The organism is Protaetiibacter mangrovi (assembly GCF_024752305.1).
Lineage (GTDB): Bacteria > Actinomycetota > Actinomycetes > Actinomycetales > Microbacteriaceae > Homoserinibacter > Homoserinibacter mangrovi.
The window spans coordinates 69168-87138 of record NZ_JANTHX010000002.1; the positions used below are offsets into that span (position 1 = coordinate 69168).

Annotated in this window: 15 protein-coding genes; 9 read left to right on the top strand and 6 right to left on the bottom strand. The window is 72.9% G+C overall.

The features are described 5' to 3' along the window. Position 1: 1 nt before the first annotated feature. From NUH29_RS00580 to NUH29_RS00605, 6 genes are read right to left on the bottom strand one after another with little or no spacing between them, the layout of a single operon-like run. Complete coding sequence (locus tag NUH29_RS00580) at positions 2-1156, bottom strand: right-handed parallel beta-helix repeat-containing protein (protein ID WP_258796920.1); 1155 nt, start codon at positions 1154-1156, stop codon at positions 2-4. Continuing rightward, on the bottom strand, positions 1153-2034 hold the full coding sequence (locus NUH29_RS00585; RefSeq protein ID WP_258796921.1) for a GDSL-type esterase/lipase family protein: 882 nt from the start codon (positions 2032-2034) through the stop codon (positions 1153-1155). Before NUH29_RS00585 ends, NUH29_RS00580 begins: the two co-directional genes overlap by 4 nt. Next, positions 2031-3554 (bottom strand): lipopolysaccharide biosynthesis protein, encoded by a 1524-nt coding sequence (locus NUH29_RS00590; protein WP_258796922.1) that lies wholly within the window; start codon positions 3552-3554, stop codon positions 2031-2033. Before NUH29_RS00590 ends, NUH29_RS00585 begins: the two co-directional genes overlap by 4 nt. Further along, positions 3551-4378, bottom strand: coding sequence for a glycosyltransferase family 2 protein (locus tag NUH29_RS00595; RefSeq protein WP_258796923.1), 828 nt, complete (start codon positions 4376-4378; stop codon positions 3551-3553). The genes NUH29_RS00590 and NUH29_RS00595 overlap by 4 nt, the downstream gene beginning before the upstream one ends. A gap of 5 nt (positions 4379-4383) precedes the next feature. After that, positions 4384-5826: an O-antigen ligase family protein gene (locus NUH29_RS00600; RefSeq protein ID WP_258796924.1), complete on the bottom strand. Its 1443-nt coding sequence runs from the start codon at positions 5824-5826 to the stop codon at positions 4384-4386. Positions 5827-5837: 11 nt separating this feature from the next. Further along, positions 5838-6623, bottom strand: a complete 786-nt coding sequence (locus tag NUH29_RS00605) for a hypothetical protein (protein ID WP_258796925.1) — start codon at positions 6621-6623, stop codon at positions 5838-5840. A 259-nt stretch (positions 6624-6882) separates the two neighbouring features. On the opposite strand from NUH29_RS00605, the gene NUH29_RS00610 reads away from it, so the two are divergent. The 9 genes from NUH29_RS00610 (at position 6883) to NUH29_RS00650 (ending at position 17870) form a co-directional block, all read left to right on the top strand. Further along, positions 6883-8094, top strand: coding sequence for a glycosyltransferase family 4 protein (locus NUH29_RS00610; RefSeq protein ID WP_258796926.1), 1212 nt, complete (start codon positions 6883-6885; stop codon positions 8092-8094). Continuing rightward, complete coding sequence (locus NUH29_RS00615; protein WP_258796927.1) at positions 8078-9022, top strand: glycosyltransferase family 2 protein; 945 nt, start codon at positions 8078-8080, stop codon at positions 9020-9022. The genes NUH29_RS00610 and NUH29_RS00615 overlap by 17 nt, the downstream gene beginning before the upstream one ends. Continuing rightward, on the top strand, positions 9022-10320 hold the full coding sequence (locus NUH29_RS00620; RefSeq protein WP_258796928.1) for a wax ester/triacylglycerol synthase domain-containing protein: 1299 nt from the start codon (positions 9022-9024) through the stop codon (positions 10318-10320). Before NUH29_RS00615 ends, NUH29_RS00620 begins: the two co-directional genes overlap by 1 nt. Beyond that, positions 10317-10889 carry an acyltransferase gene (locus NUH29_RS00625; protein WP_258796929.1) on the top strand — a complete coding sequence of 191 codons (573 nt, stop codon included), beginning with the start codon at positions 10317-10319 and terminating at the stop codon, positions 10887-10889. The genes NUH29_RS00620 and NUH29_RS00625 overlap by 4 nt, the downstream gene beginning before the upstream one ends. Then, positions 10886-11821, top strand: a complete 936-nt coding sequence (locus NUH29_RS00630; RefSeq protein ID WP_258796930.1) for a glycosyltransferase family 2 protein — start codon at positions 10886-10888, stop codon at positions 11819-11821. The genes NUH29_RS00625 and NUH29_RS00630 overlap by 4 nt, the downstream gene beginning before the upstream one ends. After that, on the top strand, positions 11818-12993 hold the full coding sequence (locus NUH29_RS00635) for a glycosyltransferase (protein ID WP_258796931.1): 1176 nt from the start codon (positions 11818-11820) through the stop codon (positions 12991-12993). The genes NUH29_RS00630 and NUH29_RS00635 overlap by 4 nt, the downstream gene beginning before the upstream one ends. Before the next feature lie 26 nt (positions 12994-13019). After that, complete coding sequence (locus NUH29_RS00640) at positions 13020-14762, top strand: S8 family serine peptidase (protein WP_258796932.1); 1743 nt, start codon at positions 13020-13022, stop codon at positions 14760-14762. 10 nt (positions 14763-14772) lie between these two features. Continuing rightward, positions 14773-16284, top strand: coding sequence for a right-handed parallel beta-helix repeat-containing protein (locus NUH29_RS00645; RefSeq protein ID WP_258796933.1), 1512 nt, complete (start codon positions 14773-14775; stop codon positions 16282-16284). A 233-nt stretch (positions 16285-16517) separates the two neighbouring features. Next, positions 16518-17870 (top strand): UDP-glucose dehydrogenase family protein, encoded by a 1353-nt coding sequence (locus tag NUH29_RS00650; protein WP_258796934.1) that lies wholly within the window; start codon positions 16518-16520, stop codon positions 17868-17870. The last annotated feature ends 101 nt before the right edge of the window (positions 17871-17971 follow it).

A 17971-nucleotide genomic window follows, 5' to 3' on the forward strand; every position in this document is an offset into this window, starting at 1 on the left:
GTCAGCCGACGGCGATCGCGCCGGCGACGTCGTCGGGCAGCGCGGCGCCGTCGATCCCGGCCGGTGCCGGTTCGAGATCTCCCGCCGGGCTGATCCGGGCCTGCGTCGGCTCGACGGGGGCGAGGTCGCCCGTCGTGGGGTCGAGCGGCTGGTAGTCGCCCGTGCGGTTGCCGTCGGCGTCCAGCCACTCGGGCACCTTGCACATCTTCACGTTCCACTTCAGCACCACGGAGTTGCTGATCCGCGACCCGCACTCGCTCAGGTACGAGACGACGTTGCGGTCGAACACCGCGCCCGGGGCGGATCCCCAGCGCACCGAGCCGTTGAGGAAGGTGTTGTTGCGCACCACGAGGTCGCTGACCCCCTGCTCGCGCAGCTCGGCGGCGGAACCGCCCCCGCAGCGCTCCGTGCGCTCGACGCAGCCCTGGATGAAGTTGGCCTCCACGAGCAGGCCCTGGATGCCGCGACCGCCGCCCGAGATGATGAGGCCGGCGTTGTAGCAGTTCGACAGATGGTTGCCGCGGATCACCACGTCCGCGACGTCGAAGAGCTGGATGCAGTCCGCGTGGCGCCCGTTGTCGATCTCCTGGTCGTAGTCGCGCACCGTCGTGCCCTCGACGAGCACGTCGCTCGCACGGGCGATCTGGATCCCGTCGACGGAGCTGCCGCCCTCGAACAGCGAGTCGACCACCTGGACGTGGTCGGCGCGCACGAACATGCCGCTCCCGGTCACGTGGACGCGCTCCGCCCTCCCGCCGTCGGCGCCGGCGTCGAAGGAGAGCAGCCCGGCGACGGTGAGATCCTCGAGGTGCACGCCGGGGCTCGAGATGCGGAGCCCCCCGACGACGGGTTCCGCGTCCGGCGCTGCGGTGATCACGAGCGGGTCGGCGAACTCGGCGAACCGTCGGTACCCGTCGATGCGCAGATCGCCGTAGTCGCCGGGGCCGAGCTCGATCCGCGTCCCCGACGCGGCGCGGTCGAGAGCGTCCTCGAAGCCGCACGGCGCCTCGGCGGTGCACGCCCCGGTCCCCGCCGGCGAGACGGTGAGCACGGTGCCGCCGCTCGCGTCCGGCGCGCCGACGGAGGCCGTGCAGCCGGTGAGGGCCGCGGCGAGGAGCATCGCGCAGGCGACGGTGCGGGGACGGGTGGGCGTCACGGCGTGCCCGACGGGACCCGCGCGAGGGCGGCCCAGATGAGCTCGGCGACCACCCGCTGGCCGTCCTCGGACGGGTGGAAGTAGTCGATCGAGGACAGCTCCGGGGAGCGGAACGGGTGGTCATGCACGGCACCGCCGTCGGTCGTGCACCGCGGCCGGGCCGCGCAGACGTCCTCGATGACCGTGTTGAACGCCTCGACCCGGTCGCTCACGGCCGCGCGACGAGCCTCCGCGGCCGGCCCGGTGTCCTCCGCGTCGGCGAGCAGCGACCGGCATGCGGGGGTCGACGCCCAGACGCGCAGGGCTCGGCCGTTGCCGTGACCCTGCTCCCAGACGTTCTCGAGGTCGGGCACCTCGACCAGCAGCACCTCGGGATCGGTGTCGGCCGCGAGGGCGTCGAGCAGCTGCCCGAGCTCGTCGCGGAACTGCTCGGGCTCCGTCATCTCCCCGAGCGACGGCGCGCAGGCGTCGTTCGCGCCGAGGAAGACGATCGCGAGCTGGGCGTGCTCGCCGACGACGTGGTCGAGATTTCCGAGCGCCGTCGACAGCCGGGCGCCGTCGCGCGCGAGCGACTGCACCTCGACCGCCGGGTTCTGGGCCGCGGCTCGCACGGCGAGGGAGTCGACCTCGGCGTTCCCCGTGGCCCACGACGCCGACCCGCAGATGCGGTCCTCGGCCGGGCAGGCGTTGACCCCGAGCGTCACCGAATCCCCGAGCACCACGATGCGGGTGACCTCGTCGATGATCGCCGGACGCACCTCGGTCGGGGTGGGGGTGGGAGCGGCCGGCGTCTCGTCGGGGGTGGAGGCCGCGGGGGTGCAGCCGGCGAGCACGGCGGCGAGCAGGGCCGCGGCGAACGCGCCCCGCGCCCGCCTCACACCGCCTCCGGCTCGGGCGCCCCCGGCTCGGGCGCGGCCGGCCGACGTCGGCGCACCTGCGCGACGAACCCCGCGATCCGGCGGATGTCGCGCCGATACGCGGGGACGGCGAACGCCGCGGCGATCGGCACGAGACCGGCTGCGCCGCCCGCGAGCAGCTCGAGCACGGCCACGGTGTCGACCAGCTGCACCACCGCGAAGGCGGCCGCGAACGCCGGCACGGCGACGATCGCGGGGCGCAGCAGCGGGCCGACGATGTCGCTGCCGTGCACGAAGGTGCCCCGGATGGCGAACCAGAACCCGGGGACCGCGAGCACGAGGGTGATCGCGCTGTACACGAGCGCGACCCCGTCGATGCCGCCCCACCAGATCCCGAGGAAGAAGCCGCCGATCACGAGCGGCCGGGTGATCGCGTAGTAGACGAGCTGGCGATGCGCGCGCTCGAGGGTCAGGTACAGCCAGCCCTGCACGCTGCCGACCGCCTGGACGACGCCGGCGACGGCGAGCAGCGAGAAGACGAGCGCCGCGGGCTCCCAGCCCGGGCCGAGCAGCAGCGCGATGAGGGGGCCGGACACCGCGGCGGCGACCGCGTAGGTCGGGATGGTCAGGTACCCGATGACGAGCACCGCACCGCGCACGTAGTTGCGGAAGCGCTCCGGCTCGTCGCGGAGGGTCGAGAGCACGGGGAGCGCGACGCGTCCGAGCGGGCCGTTGAGCTGCTGCAGCGGCAGCAGGAAGAGGGCGTAGGCGCGGGAGTAGTAGCCGAGCTCCTGCGGCCCCAGCTGGTAGCCGATGATGACGTTGTCGAGGTTGCGGGCCGCGTAGTTGAGCAGCTGCACCCCGAAGACGCTGCCGCCCGTCGACACCAGCGGCAGCACCTCGCGCGAGATCCGGGGACGTCCGAAGCGGGGGCGGGCGCAGATCCACAGGGCGACCAGGCGGTAGACCTGCCCGGCCCCGGCGAGCAGCACGAGCGACCACACGCCCCAGCCGAGGAGGGCCGCGGCGATCGAGAGCACGACGCCCGTCAGCATGGAGCCGACGTCGATGTGCGCGAGGGTCGTGAACCGGAGCTCGCGTTGCAGCTTCGCCTGCATGGGCATGGCCAGTCCGTTGACGAAGAGCGTCGGCGCGATGACGATCGTCAGCAGTACGAGCCGCGGTTCGTCGTAGAGCAGGGCGATCACGGGCGCGAGCAGCACCACCGCGACCGAGAGCACCACCCCGAGCACGACCGAGAGCCAGAGCGCGCTCGACCACAGCCTCGAGGTCATGGTGCGCGACTGGATGAGGGCCGCGGTGAGGCCGAAGTCGCGGACGAGGTCGGCGACGCCCACGATCGCGGTGATCATGGCGAGCAGACCGAAGTCGGTGGGGTCGAGCAGTCGCGCGAGCACGACGGTCGACGCCGTCTGCAGCAGCGCACGGCCCCAGAGCCCGCCCGCCGTCACGAGGGTTCCGCGCGAGGCGCGATGCGCGAGGTCGCTCGGCGCGGTCGTCCGCTCCTGCTGCGCGGTCATCGCCTGCTCGTCTCGTCGCGCTCCCAGCCGAGGGGCCCGCGCGCTCCCGCCCGCAGTCGCGGCCCCAGGGTGCCGACCACGTACACCGGGAAGGCCGGCCACAACGACGGCCGTCGGGCGACCCGCGCCAGCAGGCTCCCGTGGCGCCCGGTCGCGGGGGCGGGCCGCAGCTCGGGGTAGTCGCGGGCGATCTCGGCGTTGCCGCGGTGGATGCGGGTGGACCGCCGGATCTGGGCGCGCAGCGTCCGCGGGGCCGGCACCTCGAAGCTGTGCCCGTCGAGCGCGAGCCGCTCCTCGGGCGCGAAGAGCTGCTGCACGTAGCGGTCGTCGGCGATCACGTCCGGGAAGGCGTCGAACCGCGCGCGCCCCGCCGCGGAGAGCGCGTAGATCCCCGACCCGACGTGGCCGCTGCGCCGGTAGTCGGTGTGCTCCCACACGCGGTAGTGCGCGCGCGCGAAGATCGACGAGCGCGAGGTGTCGACGGTGAAGCGCGGGGCCGCGACCCGCGGCAGCGGCGTGTCGAGCAGTTCGGCGAGGGCCAGCAGCGTCGTGCCGGCGACCCGCACGTCGGCGTCGACGTACGCGCGGATCGGATGCCGGGCGACCGCGTCGCCGGCGTTGAGGGCCGCGATCTTGGACCCCTCCGCGAGCTCGACCACGACCGCGTCCGGGATCGCACGGGCGGCACGGGCTGCGGTGTCGTCGCGGCATCCGTTGGCGACCACCACGAACTCGAGACGCCCCGCGGGAACCCCCCGGGCCATCCGCGCCAGGTTGGCGCCGATCACGTTCGCCTCGTCGTGCGCCGGGACGATGACGCTCATCGGCGTCATGTGACCGCCTCCGGCGCGGTGCGCGCCCCGTCGGGGGCGGCGCGCAGCCGACGCGCACCGGGCGCCTCGGTGAGCACCCAGGCGCCCACCGCCCACAGCACGCACAGCACCAGCAGCGTCTGCATGAAGCCGAAGGCGTCGTAGAAGAACATGGCCGCCGCGTAGCCGGACGTCGACACCGCGAGGGCGAAGGCGAGGGAACGGTAGCGCGGCGGCACCGCGCCGTCGAGCGCGTGGCGCACGAGCATGAGGAACGGCACGAGGATGAAGACCGCGAGACCGATGAGTCCGATCACGCCGGAGTCCATGAGGATGCCGAGCACCTGGTTGTCGAGGATGAAGCCGTTCGCATCCTCGCCCACCACGATCCGCCCGCCGTACCCGGTCCCGAGCACCGGATGCTGCTGCACGAGGGCGAACGCCGGCCCCAGGTCGGCCAGCCGACCCTGGCCTCCCCAGCCCGGCGAGGTGTACTGCGAGGCGACCAGCGAGTCCACGTCGAGGAACGACAGCAGGGTCGTCGAGACGGTCTTCGGGCTCAGCAACGACGCGATCAGCAGCGTCGGCACCGCGGCGAGCACGATCGAGATCCCGGTGAGCGGGCGCAGCAGGATCGTGACCACGAGCATGACCGCGAGCACCACGACGCCGGTGCGGGAGACCGCCATGCCGATGCCGCCGAGGATCACGATCAGGAGCCCGCCGTGCACGATCGCCCGGCTGATGCGGTTGCGCGGCCAGCTCGCCTCGCGCGCGAGGTAGAGCACGATCGGGATGAGCATGCAGAGCATGACCGACAGGGCGATCGGGTGCTGCGCGGATCCGAAGGAACGCGCCCCGCCCGCCCGGTAGTCGTCGGCGATCGTGCGCAGCGTCTCCAACGGCAGCACCTGGCCGAAGAGGAGGAAGACGTTGACCCGGGTCACCCGCTCGACGATCGCGAAGAAGGCCACGATCGCGCCGCCCCAGGCCAGGAACGACAGAGTCGCCATCACGACGCGCTCGGAGCCGAGGAACTGCCGCACCAGGAAGAACACGCTCAGGATGAACAGCAGGTTCACGAGGCCGCCGACGGCGGTGCCCATGAGCCCCTGCTCGGCCAGGGGCACGGCGTTCGCGACGATCGACACGACGAGGGTCGCGACGAAGATCGCGATCGGCAGGCCGAACGCCACCGGGCGGATGCGCAACCGTGGGTTCGCGAGCAGCGCGAACACGGCGCCGACGAGCAGGAGCGCGACGTAGAGCCGGTACGGCTCGAGCTCGAACGGCAGCGGGATCGGCAGCGCGTAGGTGCGGATCGGCACGAACACGATGAGCACGAGCAGGCCGACGAGCGCCGCCGTGGGTCCGCGGAGGGCGCGCCGCGCCGCCGGTTCGGGCGACGGCGAGGCGCCGGTCGGCCGCGCACCGCCGCCGACATCCGTCGTGGTGGTCATGGCGGACCCGGTCAGTGCGATTCGTAGGCGGGTGTCGCGGTCGCGAGGGGCGCGCGGGCGGCGGCCGGGCTCTCGGCCGCGTCGGGTTCCCCGGCCTCGGCCCGTCGGCGGGCGCGGCCGGCCTGCACGTTCCAGACGACGAACGCCGCGATCACGAAGAGCAGGAACACCGCGAGCCCGGTGACGATGACCGGCAGCATCGAGCTGCTCTTCGTCACGTCCTCCGCGGGCCGCTCGTCGAGGGTCGTCAACTGCACGCGGGACGACTCGTCGATGCCCGACTCGTTCTGCTCGCGGGCGACGTACTCCTGGAAGGCGACCGTGGCGGTGCGCGAGATGTCCTCGGCGCGGGAGGCGGTCTCCGCCGTGCCGATGACGTCGAGGATCGGCAGCGAGAAGCGCCCGGGCGAGGACTCGTCGCCGCCCGGCTGGGTGGTGCGCCGGACGGCGGAGATCGCCTCGCCCTCGCCGAGTTCGCCGATCTCGGCCTCGACCGCGGCGCGGATCTGGGCTCCGGCGACGAGGTACGCGTAGACGACCGCGGTCTGGGTGAGATCGCGGGTCTGCACCGTCCCCGACCCGGCATCCACGGGTGTCTCGGCCTGGAAGATCGGCTGGCTCGCGCTGCCGACCAGCACGGTCGTGGCCGCGCGGTAGCTCGGCGTGACGCGGGAGGTCAGCGTGCCGTCGGTGATGGTGTAGCCGGCGAACAGGCCGGCCGCGACGGCCACGACGAGGCCGACGACGAGGAGCCACTTCTGGGCCCAGAGGATCTGGAGGTACTTCGGGATGTCCATGCGGGGGAACCTTCCGATCGGGGGAGGACATACCCGGAAGGGCGTCATTGCTCAACACGGGGGGAGGTGGAGCTGAGGGGTATCGGGGGTCCCTCACGGGACACGATGCCAGCATCGGTGTTTCCGCCTCCACCCCCGCATGTTGCCGACATGTAAAACCTGAGCGAATCCTCGGGAACATTTCCCGCCAGGTATTGCGCCGCGGTGGTGACCCCCGTAAGGGTGACGGCATCACCTGATCCCGACGGAGGTGAGAGCCATGACGTCGTACCGAGGATCAGAGAGCAACGGCCGGCTTTCTGTCGTCTACTCGTTCCCGCACGCCATCGGCGCGCCCGGCATCGGCTGGACGGCGTGGAACCAGGTCACGGAGCTCGTGGCCGCGGGCCACGAGGTGCACCTGGTCAGCGCGAGCGTCGCGCGGCCGATCCCCGGGCTCGCCTCGGATCGCCGGGTGCTGCAGCGCGGTCGGGTGCGCATCCCGCACCGCGCCGTGGGTCGCGACCGCGCCTTCGCCTTCCACGACCGGATCGGGGCGGAGCTCGTCCGCCGGGTGCGACCGGATGTCGTGCACACCTGGCCGCTGGCGGCCGAGCGTACCCTCCGCGCGGCCGCCGAGGTGGGCGCGCCGGGCCTCCGGGAGGCGCCCAACACGCACACCGCTCACGCCTACCAGGTCGTCGCCGAGGAGTGCGCGCGCCTCGGGGTGGAGCTGCCCGCCGACGCCTCGCACGCCGCGAACGCCGCGCACCTGGCGCGCGAGGAGCGCGAGTGGGCGGCCGCCGCCGCCGTGCTGGCGCCGTCGGACGCGGTCGCGCGCAGCTTCGTCGCCCGCGGACACGATCCCGAGCGGATCCTGCGTCATCGCTACGGCGCCCGCTCCGACGGCGCGCCCGCGGCGCCGCGACGGTCCGACGACCCGCCCGTCGTGCTGTTCCTCGGCCGGGTGGAGCCGCGCAAGGGCCTGCACCACGCCCTCCGCGCCTGGGCGGGATCGCGCCTGAGGGACTCCGGCCGCTTCGTCGTGCACGGCGACCCCATCCCGACCTACGCCGCGGTGCTCGCCCCCCTGCTGGACCAGCCGGGCGTCGAGATGCGCGGGTTCACCCGGGACCCGGGCGCCGCCCTGGCCGCGGCCGACGTGCTCGTCCTGCCCACCGTCGAGGAGGGGAGCGCCCTCGTGACCTACGAAGCCCAGCTGGCGGGATGCGTTCCGCTCGTGTCGACAGCCGCCGGCGCGTACCTCGACGACGGCGTGCACGGCCTGCTGCACGAGCCGGGCGACGTCGACGCCCTCCGCGCCCAGTTCGATCTGCTCGCCGATCATCCGGAGGAGTTCGCCCGGATGTCCGCGGCGGCGGCGGCGCACGCCCCGGAGCTCAGCTGGGAGGCGGCGGGCCGATCCCTCGTGGCCGCCTATCGCGCGGCGATCGCGCGACGGGGAGGTGCCGTCCATGCCGTCGCCGAGTGAGCTGGCCGTCGTCGTCTGCTCGCGGGAGCGGGCCGAGATGCTCTCGGCGGCGCTCGTGACGATCGTCGCCCACACGCCGCGTGAGGCGGAGATCCTGGTGGTCGACTCCGCCTCGACCACCTCCGCGACGATCGACGTCGCACGGGCGGCCGGTGTGCGCTACGTGCGCACGGACACCAAGGGGCTCTCGATCGCGCGCAACGTCGGCCTCGCGGCCACCCGGCGCCCGTACCTGGTCTACACCGACGACGACTGCGTGGCGGTGGAGCGCTGGACCGAGGGGATCCTCGAGCGCTTCGCCGACGAGGCGGTGGGCTCGGTCACGGGCGAGATGATCGATCACACGCTCGCCGACGAGGTCGCGCCGGGGGAGCCCCGTCGGTACGAGCGCGTGCTCGACGGCCTCGACGCGGGGCACGGCGCCCTCATGGCCTTCCGGCGCGACGTGCTGGTGGAGCTCGGGGGCTTCGACGAGGTGCTGGGGGCGGGGCGGCGGTTCGCCGGCGCCGAGGACCTCGACATCTTCTGCCGCATCCTCGACGCGGGCTACGCGGTGGTGCACGACCCGAGCTGCGTGGTGCACCACGTGAACACCCGCGACGACATCGCGTACGAGGCGCTGTACCGGGGCTACGGCCTCGGCCTCGGCGGACTGGTCGGCAAGTGGCTGCGCGTGCGCTGGATCACCGGCGCCCGCATGTTCGCGATCCTGGCGGGGCGCACCGCGCGCCGCGCGTTCCGGCAGCGCCGCGACCCGCGCCGCGGTCCAGCGGAGCGGGCGATGCTGTCCGGCATCGTCACGGGCATCGCCGAGAGCAGGCGCCTGGAGCTCGAGGCCGGGAGGTTCGTCGACGCCGAACCGCCCGCGCCCATCGTCGTCGACGGCCTCCCCGATGCGGCCGCCATCCGGATGGAGGAGGGGAGCTGATGGCGACACGGTTGCCGGTCGAGCTCATGCGCACGCTCGACGAGAAGTTCGTGGCCGACTGGGTCGCGTTCCAGACGATGCGCCCGACGGGCGGCCTGATCGTCGAGGGCGCGCCATACCGTCGCGCGGACGGCACGATCGATCGCGAGGCGGTGCTCGTGCTCGCGCGCCACCTCGTCGCGAACTGGCCGGCGCTGCGGATGCGCGTGCGGTCGATGCCGCTCGGGATCACGACCCCCGCGTGGGTCGCGGCCGAGCCGGAGCTCGCGTGGCACGTGCGCTTCATCGACCACGTCGAGCCCGACGACGTCGCCCTGGTGCTCGGCGGCGAGCGCAACGGACCCCTCGCGCTCGACCGTCCGCTGTGGACGCTCCTGGTGGCCGGGCTGCCGGACGGCGATGTGGCGTTCGTGCCGCAGGTGCAGCACGCGCTCGGCGACGGCATCTTCGCCCTCCGCTTCATCGATCAGCTGACGGCGGACGCCCCCTTCGACCCCTCGGCCACCCCGGCGGCGGACGAGCTCGCACCGCCGCCGGGGGCGATGGGCATCCTGCGGGAGGCGGGCGCCTCCTGGTGGCGTCGGCAGGGCGGCCTCGGCGCCGCGTGGCGGGAGTACACCCGCAAGCCGTTCCCGCGTCGGCTGCGCCGCACGGGCGGACGGATCCTCCGGCCCCGCCGCCTGCGGCGGCAGCAGGGGATGCCGCTGCCGCACCGGCACCACGCCTTCCGCACGCTCGATCTGCGCGAGGTGAAGCTCGCGGCCCGGGCGGCGGGGTGCTCGGTGCACGACCTCGCCGTCGCGGCGTCGCTGCTCGCCGCGTCCCGCACGGATCCCGCCGCCGAGACGGCGCTCCTCGTCCCGGTCTCCCGTCGGGCGGGCACCACGGGCGACGAACGCAACAACATCTCGATGACCGAGGTGTCGCTGAGCCCCGGGAGCGGCCGCGCGGAGGCGGTCGCCCAGGTGGGCGCCCAGCTCGGCGCCTTCATCGCCGGCGACCCGGACGCCCTCGCCCGGCCGCTCTCGGCGCCCGGGTACACCTCGTACCTGCCGTGGAGGGTGCGACCGCGCTACGCGGGCGCCGCACTCGTGCGGGAGGTGGTGCTCTGGCCGGTGCTGGATCCGCGGCATCCGTTCGCGGTCTTCGCCGGCAGCTACGCGTCGACCTTCAGCATCGCCGTCTCGGGTGCGCCGGACGTCGACGTCGAGTCGATCGCCGCGGACATGGCGCGGGTGGTCCTCGGCGACGACGATCCCTCGGCCGCGTCCGACGCGCGCGCGGAGGTGCCGGCATGAGCCGCGTCGGGGGCCTCATCCGGTCGATGCTGGACGTCGGGACGTACCTCCAGGGCATCCGCCTGGCCCATTTCGCCTCGTACTCGCACGTGCGGCAGGTGCGCGTGCTCGACCGCGGTGCGGATGTGTCGTTCGCCCCGAACGTGTCGTTCCGCAACGCCGAGCGCATCCGGATCGGCGACGGGTCGCACATCGGGGAGTTCTCGGTGCTGTGGGCCGGCAACTCGACCGGGCGGATCATCCTGGGGCGCAAGGCCCTCCTCGCCCCCCACGTCACCATCACGGCCTCGAACTACGGCATCGAGCGCGGCACCCCCGTCATGGACCAGCGGAAGGTCGAGCGCGACATCGTGATCGGCGACGACGTCTGGCTCGGCGCCAACGCCGTCGTGACGGCCGGGGTGACGATCGGCGACGGGGCGATCGTGGGGGCGGGCGCCGTCGTCACGCGGGACGTGCCGGCGTTCGCGATCGTCGGCGGCGTGCCGGCGAAGGTGATCGGCTGGCGCCCGGACGCCACCGCGGACGGTGTTCCGGTCGGCGTCGACGCGGGCGAGGTGTCGGCATGAGCCCCGCGGTGTCGATCGTGGTGGTGAACTACAACACCGCCGAGGCGACCGCCGAATGCCTCGCCTCGCTCGAGGGCGAACCCGTCGACGCCGAGGTCGTCGTGGTCGACAACGGATCGGTCGACGGGAGCGTCGCCCTGCTGCGGGAGCGCTTCCCGGGCGTCGTCGTGGTCGACGCGGGGGAGAACCTCGGCTTCGCGGCCGGGGTGAACCGCGGTGCCGACGTCGCGACGGGGGAGCGCATCCTGCTGCTCAACCCCGACACGCTCGTGCGGCGCGGGTCGATCGCCGCCCTCGTGGCCTTCGCGGACGAGCACCCCGAGTACCGGGTCTACGGCGGGCGCACACTCCGCCCGGACGGCGGGCTCGATCCGAGCTCGTGCTGGGGCGAGCCGACCGCGTGGAGCCTCATCTGCTTCGCGACCGGGCTCAGCACGGTGTTCCACCGTACGCGCCTCTTCGACCCGGAGTCGCTCGGCCGCTGGCAGCGCGACACCGTCCGGGAGGTGCCGGTCATCACGGGCTGCCTGCTGCTCATCTCGCGCGCCGACTGGGACCTGCTCGGCGGCATGGACGAGCGCTTCTTCCTGTACGGCGAGGACGCCGACTTCTCCCGCCGGGCGCGGCTCGCGGGCATGCGGCCCGTGATCGTGCCGCGCGCCGAGATCGTGCACGAGGTCGGCGGGTCGACGTCGTCGAGCGGGCGCAAGATGTGCCTGGTCATGGCGGGCAAGGCGACCGACGCGCGACTGCGCTGGCCCGGCATCCGCGCACGGGTCGCGGTCGGGATGCTGCGGGCGGGGGCGGGCCTGCGCGCGGCCCTCGGCAAGGACACCTGGCGCGAGGTCTGGCGTCGGCGCGGGGACTGGTCGCCGGGCTATCCCTCGGCGCGCGCCGCCCTGTTCTCGACGCGCGAGGGGGTGACCGCGTGACGCGCCTGATCGTCGAGGCGGAGCCCGCGTACCGCACCGCGGCCGCGAACCCCTACAACGCGCTGCTCGCCGATGCGCTGGCACGCGAGGGGCTCCGGGTGCGCGACTTGAGCTACCTCCGCCTCGCCCTCGCGCGCGTCGACATCGTGCACCTGCACTGGCCCGACCTCACCTTCCTCTCGGGTCACCGCATGTCGATCGTGCGTGCGCGGCTGCTGCTGTTCCGTGCGGCGCTGCGGATCGCACGGCTCCGCGGCACCCGGATGGTGTGGACCGTGCACAATCTCGACTCCCACGAGCAGCGGGCGACCCCGGCGCTGCGCGCGCGGATGCACCGGTTGCTGGTCGAGGAGCTCGACGGCCTGCTCGCCCTGTCCGAGTCGAGCCTCGAGCTCGCCCGCGAGCGGTATCCCGAGCTGCATGCGCTCCCGGGCTTCGTCACGCCGCACGGCCACTATCGCGACGCCTACGACTGGTCGCTCGACCGGCGGGAGGCGCGGGAGCAGCTCGGACTCCCTCTCGACGCCAAGCTCGCGGTCACGATCGGGCAGCTGCGCCCGTACAAGAACGCGTCGGCCCTGCTGCGCGCCTTCGCGGAGGTCCCCGGAGACGACCTGGCCCTGGCGGTCGCGGGCCGACCCTCCTCGCCGGAGCTCGCCGAGGAGCTGACGACGCTCGCGGCGGCGGATCCCCGGGTACGGCTCGACCTGGCGTTCCAGGACGACGAGCGGATGGCGGCGTACCTGCGTGCGGCGGACCTGGTGGTGCTGCCGTACCGGGCGGTGCTCAACTCCGGATCCGCCATCCTCGGGCTCTCGGCGGATCGGCCGGTGCTCGTGCCCGCCCTCGGCTCCCTCGTCGAGCTCGCGGGTCAGGTGGGCGAGGACTGGGTGCGCACCTTCGACGAGGAGCTGAACGCCGCGGACCTGGGAGACGCGCTCGAGTGGGCGACGCGCGGCAATCGGCCCCCCGGTGTTCCCCTCGGCCCTCTCGAGTGGGATACTGTCGCCCACACCACACTCGAGGCGTACACCCGGATCCACGGATCCCCGCGTGTCCCCGGCTCGAGGCGGAACGTTCCACCCCCCGAGAACCAGTCCGCGACCGGCTCCCCGATAGCGCCGGCTGCACCCGCATCCCCACTCGTCGATGCGATGCACCGCTCGCCGTAAGGCGCTACACCCGATGGAGCCCCCCGATGACCGCTTTGCCGTACCCGCACACCCGTGGATGGTCCGTTCCGCGCCTCCCGTCCACCCTGACCGGGCGCCGCGCCCGGCTCGCCGCCGTGATCGCCCTCGTCGCCGCATCCGCCGTGATCGCCGCGACCGCGCTCGTCGCGCTCGCGCCCGCCATCACGCTGCCGGCCGGGCGCTACATCCTCTCCTTCGGCGACGAGGCCCGCGCGACGCAGGTCGCCGCGAACCTCGAGCTGACGCCCACCGCGGAGTACGCGTCCGTGCAGGGGTATGCCGCCCAGCTGACCTCGGCCCAGGCGACGGCCCTGTCCCGCGACGGATCCGTGCGCGGCATCACCATCGACCGACCGACCTGGGGCTACGGGCAGACCGTCACGAACGTGCCCAAGGCGGTGGAGGCCACCGGCGCGCCGGTGTATGCGGGTGACGGCATAGACGACTACTCCGGCCCGGCCGTCGCCGTCATCGACTCCGGCGTCGACGAGAACGCCGACTACGACCTGGCCGGAGCCGTCAACTGCTTCGGGTCCGGCACCGCCTCCGACGCGAACGGCCACGGGACAGGCGTCTCCGGCTACATGGCCGCATCCGACAACGCGATCGGCATCGTCGGCGTCGCGCCCGGCGCGCCCATCTACTCCGTCCGCGTGCTCGGCACCAAGAACGAGGGCACCCTCTCCGGCCTCATGTGCGGACTCGACTGGGTGCTGCAGAACCACGCCCAGTACGACATCGAGGTCGTCAACATGAGCATGGGCACGACGGGCGCCGACGACGGCAACTGCGGCTACAGCAACGGGGACGTGGTGCACCAGGCGATCTGCGACATCGTGGCGGCCGGGGTCACCGTGGTCGCGGCGGCCGGCAACCAGAAGGTCGACTTCCGCACGCTCATCCCCGCCGCCTACGACGAGGTGCTCACCGCGACGAACTACGCCGACTACGACGGGATGCCGGGCGGGGTCGGCGTCGCGCCGTGCGCCGTCGAGACCCCCGACGACAGCTACGCCGCCACGACGAACTTCGCCGTGCTCGACTCGGACAAGGCGCACACGGTGGCGGCTCCCGGCATGTGCCCGTACACCCTGAAGAAGGGCGGCGGCGCGGCGTACATCCAGTCGGGCACCAGCATGTCGACGGCGGCGACGAGCGGCGTCGTGCTCGACTGCCTCTCGCCCGGCGGCGCGTGCGTCGGCAAGTCGCCGGCCGAGATCATCCAGGTGATCCGGGCGCAAGCAGCCGCCGCCGCCCAGCTGCGCGGACACCAGTTCACGGGCGACCCGCTGAACCCGGTCAGCGGCAAGTACTTCGGTTTCGCCGTGTCCGTGATCCCGGTCGGCGACATCGTGCCGACGCCGACGCCCACCCCGACCGACACCCCCACCCCGACCCCCACGCCCACCGCCACGGAGACGCCGACGCCGACGCCGACGCCCACTCCGACCCAGGCGCCGGACACCCAGGCACCGATCGTGTCGATCCTCACGCCGTCGAGCGGACAGACCATCTCGGGCTCCTTCACGGCGCTCGCGTCGGCGTCCGACGACGTCGGCGTCGAGGGCGTCTCGTTCTGGTCGGGTTCGCAGAAACTCGGCGACGCGGCCTGGACGGGGCAGTACTGGGCGCTTACGGTGAATACAAGTGCTTATCGAAACGGCTCGTACCCGATCGTCGCGAAAGCTCGCGATGCGGCCGGCAACACCGGAAACAGTGCGCAGATCACGGTGGTGATCCGCAACTGATGATCAGGGGATGGGGGCGGTCGTCGTGCGCGATCGATTCGGGAGAAGTCGTGGTCTGACGCTCGGGACGCTGGGGGTGCTCGTCGTGGCGCTCCTGGCACCGGGGTCACCGGCGGGGGCGGCGACAGCCGACCGCTACGCGTCCGCAGCGGGGAGCGGCACGGCCTGCACGGCCTCGGCGCCGTGCGCCGTCGGCACCGCGATCGCCGGTGCCGGTGGTGGCGGACGGGTGCTGCTGCTCTCCGGCAGCTACCCCGACCTGACGGTCTCCGGCGGCGGGGGGACCGCGTCGGCCCCCGTCACGGTCCGACCGGCGAGCGGCGCCTCCGTCACCCTCAGCCGGGTGAAGAGCACCGCGCCGTACCTCGTCTGGACGGGTATGCGGGTCGTCACGACCTTCTACCTCAACGCCGGATCGACGGGCTCGCAGCTGCGATCCATGCACTTCGACGGGGGCGGGCTCTTCCTGCGCGCCGCGAAGATCACGGTCACCGACTCGGAGTTCGAGGGCGGTCACTCGATCGACGGGATCCAGGTCGGGAACGCCTCGGACGTGCTGATCGAGGACAACACGATCCACGACTACGACCAGTCGATCGACAACGGCTACCACGCCGACTGCCTGCAGATCTTCGACAGCTCGCGCGTCACGGTGCGCGGCAACAGGATCGCGAACTGCTACAACGCGGGCGTGATCCTGTCGCCCGGCGGCGGCACCGGCATGACCGACATCGTGATCGAGTCGAACTTCATCCAGAGCTGCGTCGTCCGCTCGCCGCTCTGCGGCGGCGGCTCCGCCGTGGACCTGCGTCCGCCGAAGATCACCGGACTGGTCTTCCGCAGCAACACGGTGCTCGCCGGGTCGACGCGCCTGACCGCGTCGCCCGGGCTCGTGGCCGACCGGAACATCCTCGGATACCTCTCGGACTGCGCGGCCCCGTTCACCAACACGGTGATCCTCGCCTGGAACACCTCGGTGTGCGCCCAGCCCTCCGCGCTCGGCGTCGGCGGAACACGCTACGGCGAGGTCGACTTCCGGGATCGCGACGGCGGCGACCTGCATCTGGTCGACCCCACCCAGGCCCGCATCTCGGGGGCCGGCTCCGTCGCGACGGCGGCCACGGACGTCGACGGCCAGGCGCTCGACACACGCCTCGCGGGCGCCGACAGCGTGCCGGGTGCCGTGCTCGGAGCCGTCCCCGCGCCGACACCTCCGGTCGGCTCGGGCGGGGGCGGCTCGGGCGGATCCGGCGTGCTGACGCTGCCCGCCGGCACCGGTACGAGCTCCGACATCCCCGGGATCGACGCCTACTTCGCGTCGAAGGGCATCGCGGCGGCCTCCTTCACGATCCCGGTGAACGGGCGCACGCTCGTCAGCGGCACCCGCTCGGCGTCGCGATGGACGGTCTCCTGGAACCTCACGGGCGTGCCCGCCGGTCTCTACACGACCGACGCGGTCGTGGTCACGACGAGCGGTGCGACGACCACCATCCCCGTGACCATCCGGGTGGTGCCCGCGTAGCCGTTTCGCGGATTCGCCGCCGGCGTTAACGGCAGGTAAAACCTCCCCGTTCGGGGGGCATCGAGTATTGACACCCGATGCCCCCGCTGCCACCTTGGTGCCAGCAACTGTTGGACGGTCGCCGGGTACCCCCACCGAGCGGATGATCCCGCCCACGGTCGATGAGGATTGCGTCACCACCCCGATGGGTGGCGTCAGTTGAGATCGGACACTCCTGACGCGAAGGACGTACCGTGAACGCTCGCCCCCCGAAACCCCGCATCACCGTCATCGGCACCGGTTACCTCGGAGCCACCCAGGCCGTCTGCATGGCCCACCTCGGCTTCGAGGTGGTGGCCGTCGACGTCGATCCCGTGAAGGTCGATGCCCTCGCATCCGGTCGACTGCCGTTCTTCGAGCCCGGCCTCGACACCCTGCTCGTCGAGACCCTCGCGACGGGTCGGCTGCGGTTCACCACCGACTTCGCCGACGCGGCCGCCTTCGGCGAGGTGCACTTCGTCTGCGTCGGCACGCCGCAGTCGTCCGGTTCGGATGCGGCGGATCTGCGCTACGTCGACGCGGCGTTCTCGGAGCTGGCGCGGCGCATCACCGGACGCGCCCTGATCGTCGGCAAGTCGACGGTGCCGGTGGGCACCGCCGAGCGCCTGGCCGGCATGGTGGCGGAGCTCACGGGCGGCGAGGTCGAGGTCGCCTGGAACCCGGAGTTCCTGCGCGAGGGCTTCGCCGTCGAGGACACCCTCCACCCGGACCGACTGGTCTTCGGCGTGGCGAGCGCCGAGGCCGAGCAGAGCCTGCGCGACGCCTACGCCCCGCTCCTGGAGGAGGGTGTGCCCGTCGTGGTCGCCGACCTCGCGACCGCCGAGCTCGTGAAGGTCGCCGCGAACTCCTTCCTCGCCACCAAGATCTCGTTCATCAACGCCATGGCCGAGGTGTGCGAGGCATCCGGGGCGGACGTCTCGCTGCTCGCCCGCGCACTCAGCTACGACGACCGGATCGGCGGCCGCTTCCTGAAGCCCGGGCTCGGATTCGGCGGCGGCTGCCTCCCGAAGGACATCCGCGCCTTCCGCGCCCGTGCCGAGGAGCTGGGCGTCAGCGCGGCGGTCACCTTCCTGCACGAGGTCGACCAGATCAACCTCCGGCGCAGGTCGCGCACGGTCGACCTGGTCCGCGAGCTCGCGGGCCCCGACCTCCACGGCGTGCGGGTGGCCGCGCTCGGCGCCGCCTTCAAGCCGGACTCCGACGACGTGCGCGACGCGCCCGCCCTCGACGTGGCGCGGCTGCTCTACCTCGAGGGGGCGAGCGTCGTGGTCTACGACCCGAAGGCGAACGCCAACGCCCACCGCGCCTACCCCGACCTCGACTACGCCGACTCCCTCGCGGAAGCCGTGAACGAGGCGGATGTCGTGCTGCTGCTGACGGAGTGGGCCGAGTTCGTCTCCGCCGCACCCGAGGACATGGGGGTGCTCGTCGCCCATCGACGCATCGTCGACGGGCGCGGGGCGCTCGACGTCGAACGCTACCGGGCCGCGGGATGGGAGTACCGCGCCCTCGGCCGGCCGGCCGAGGTCGGCGCGGCTCGACCCTAGAGTTCCGCCGGGGTCCGGGGTTTATCGGGAACTCCGGCCCCCGGCGGACACCTTTTCGACGCTACTCCCCGCCTCCCCGGGAATAGCAGTAGACGTGACGT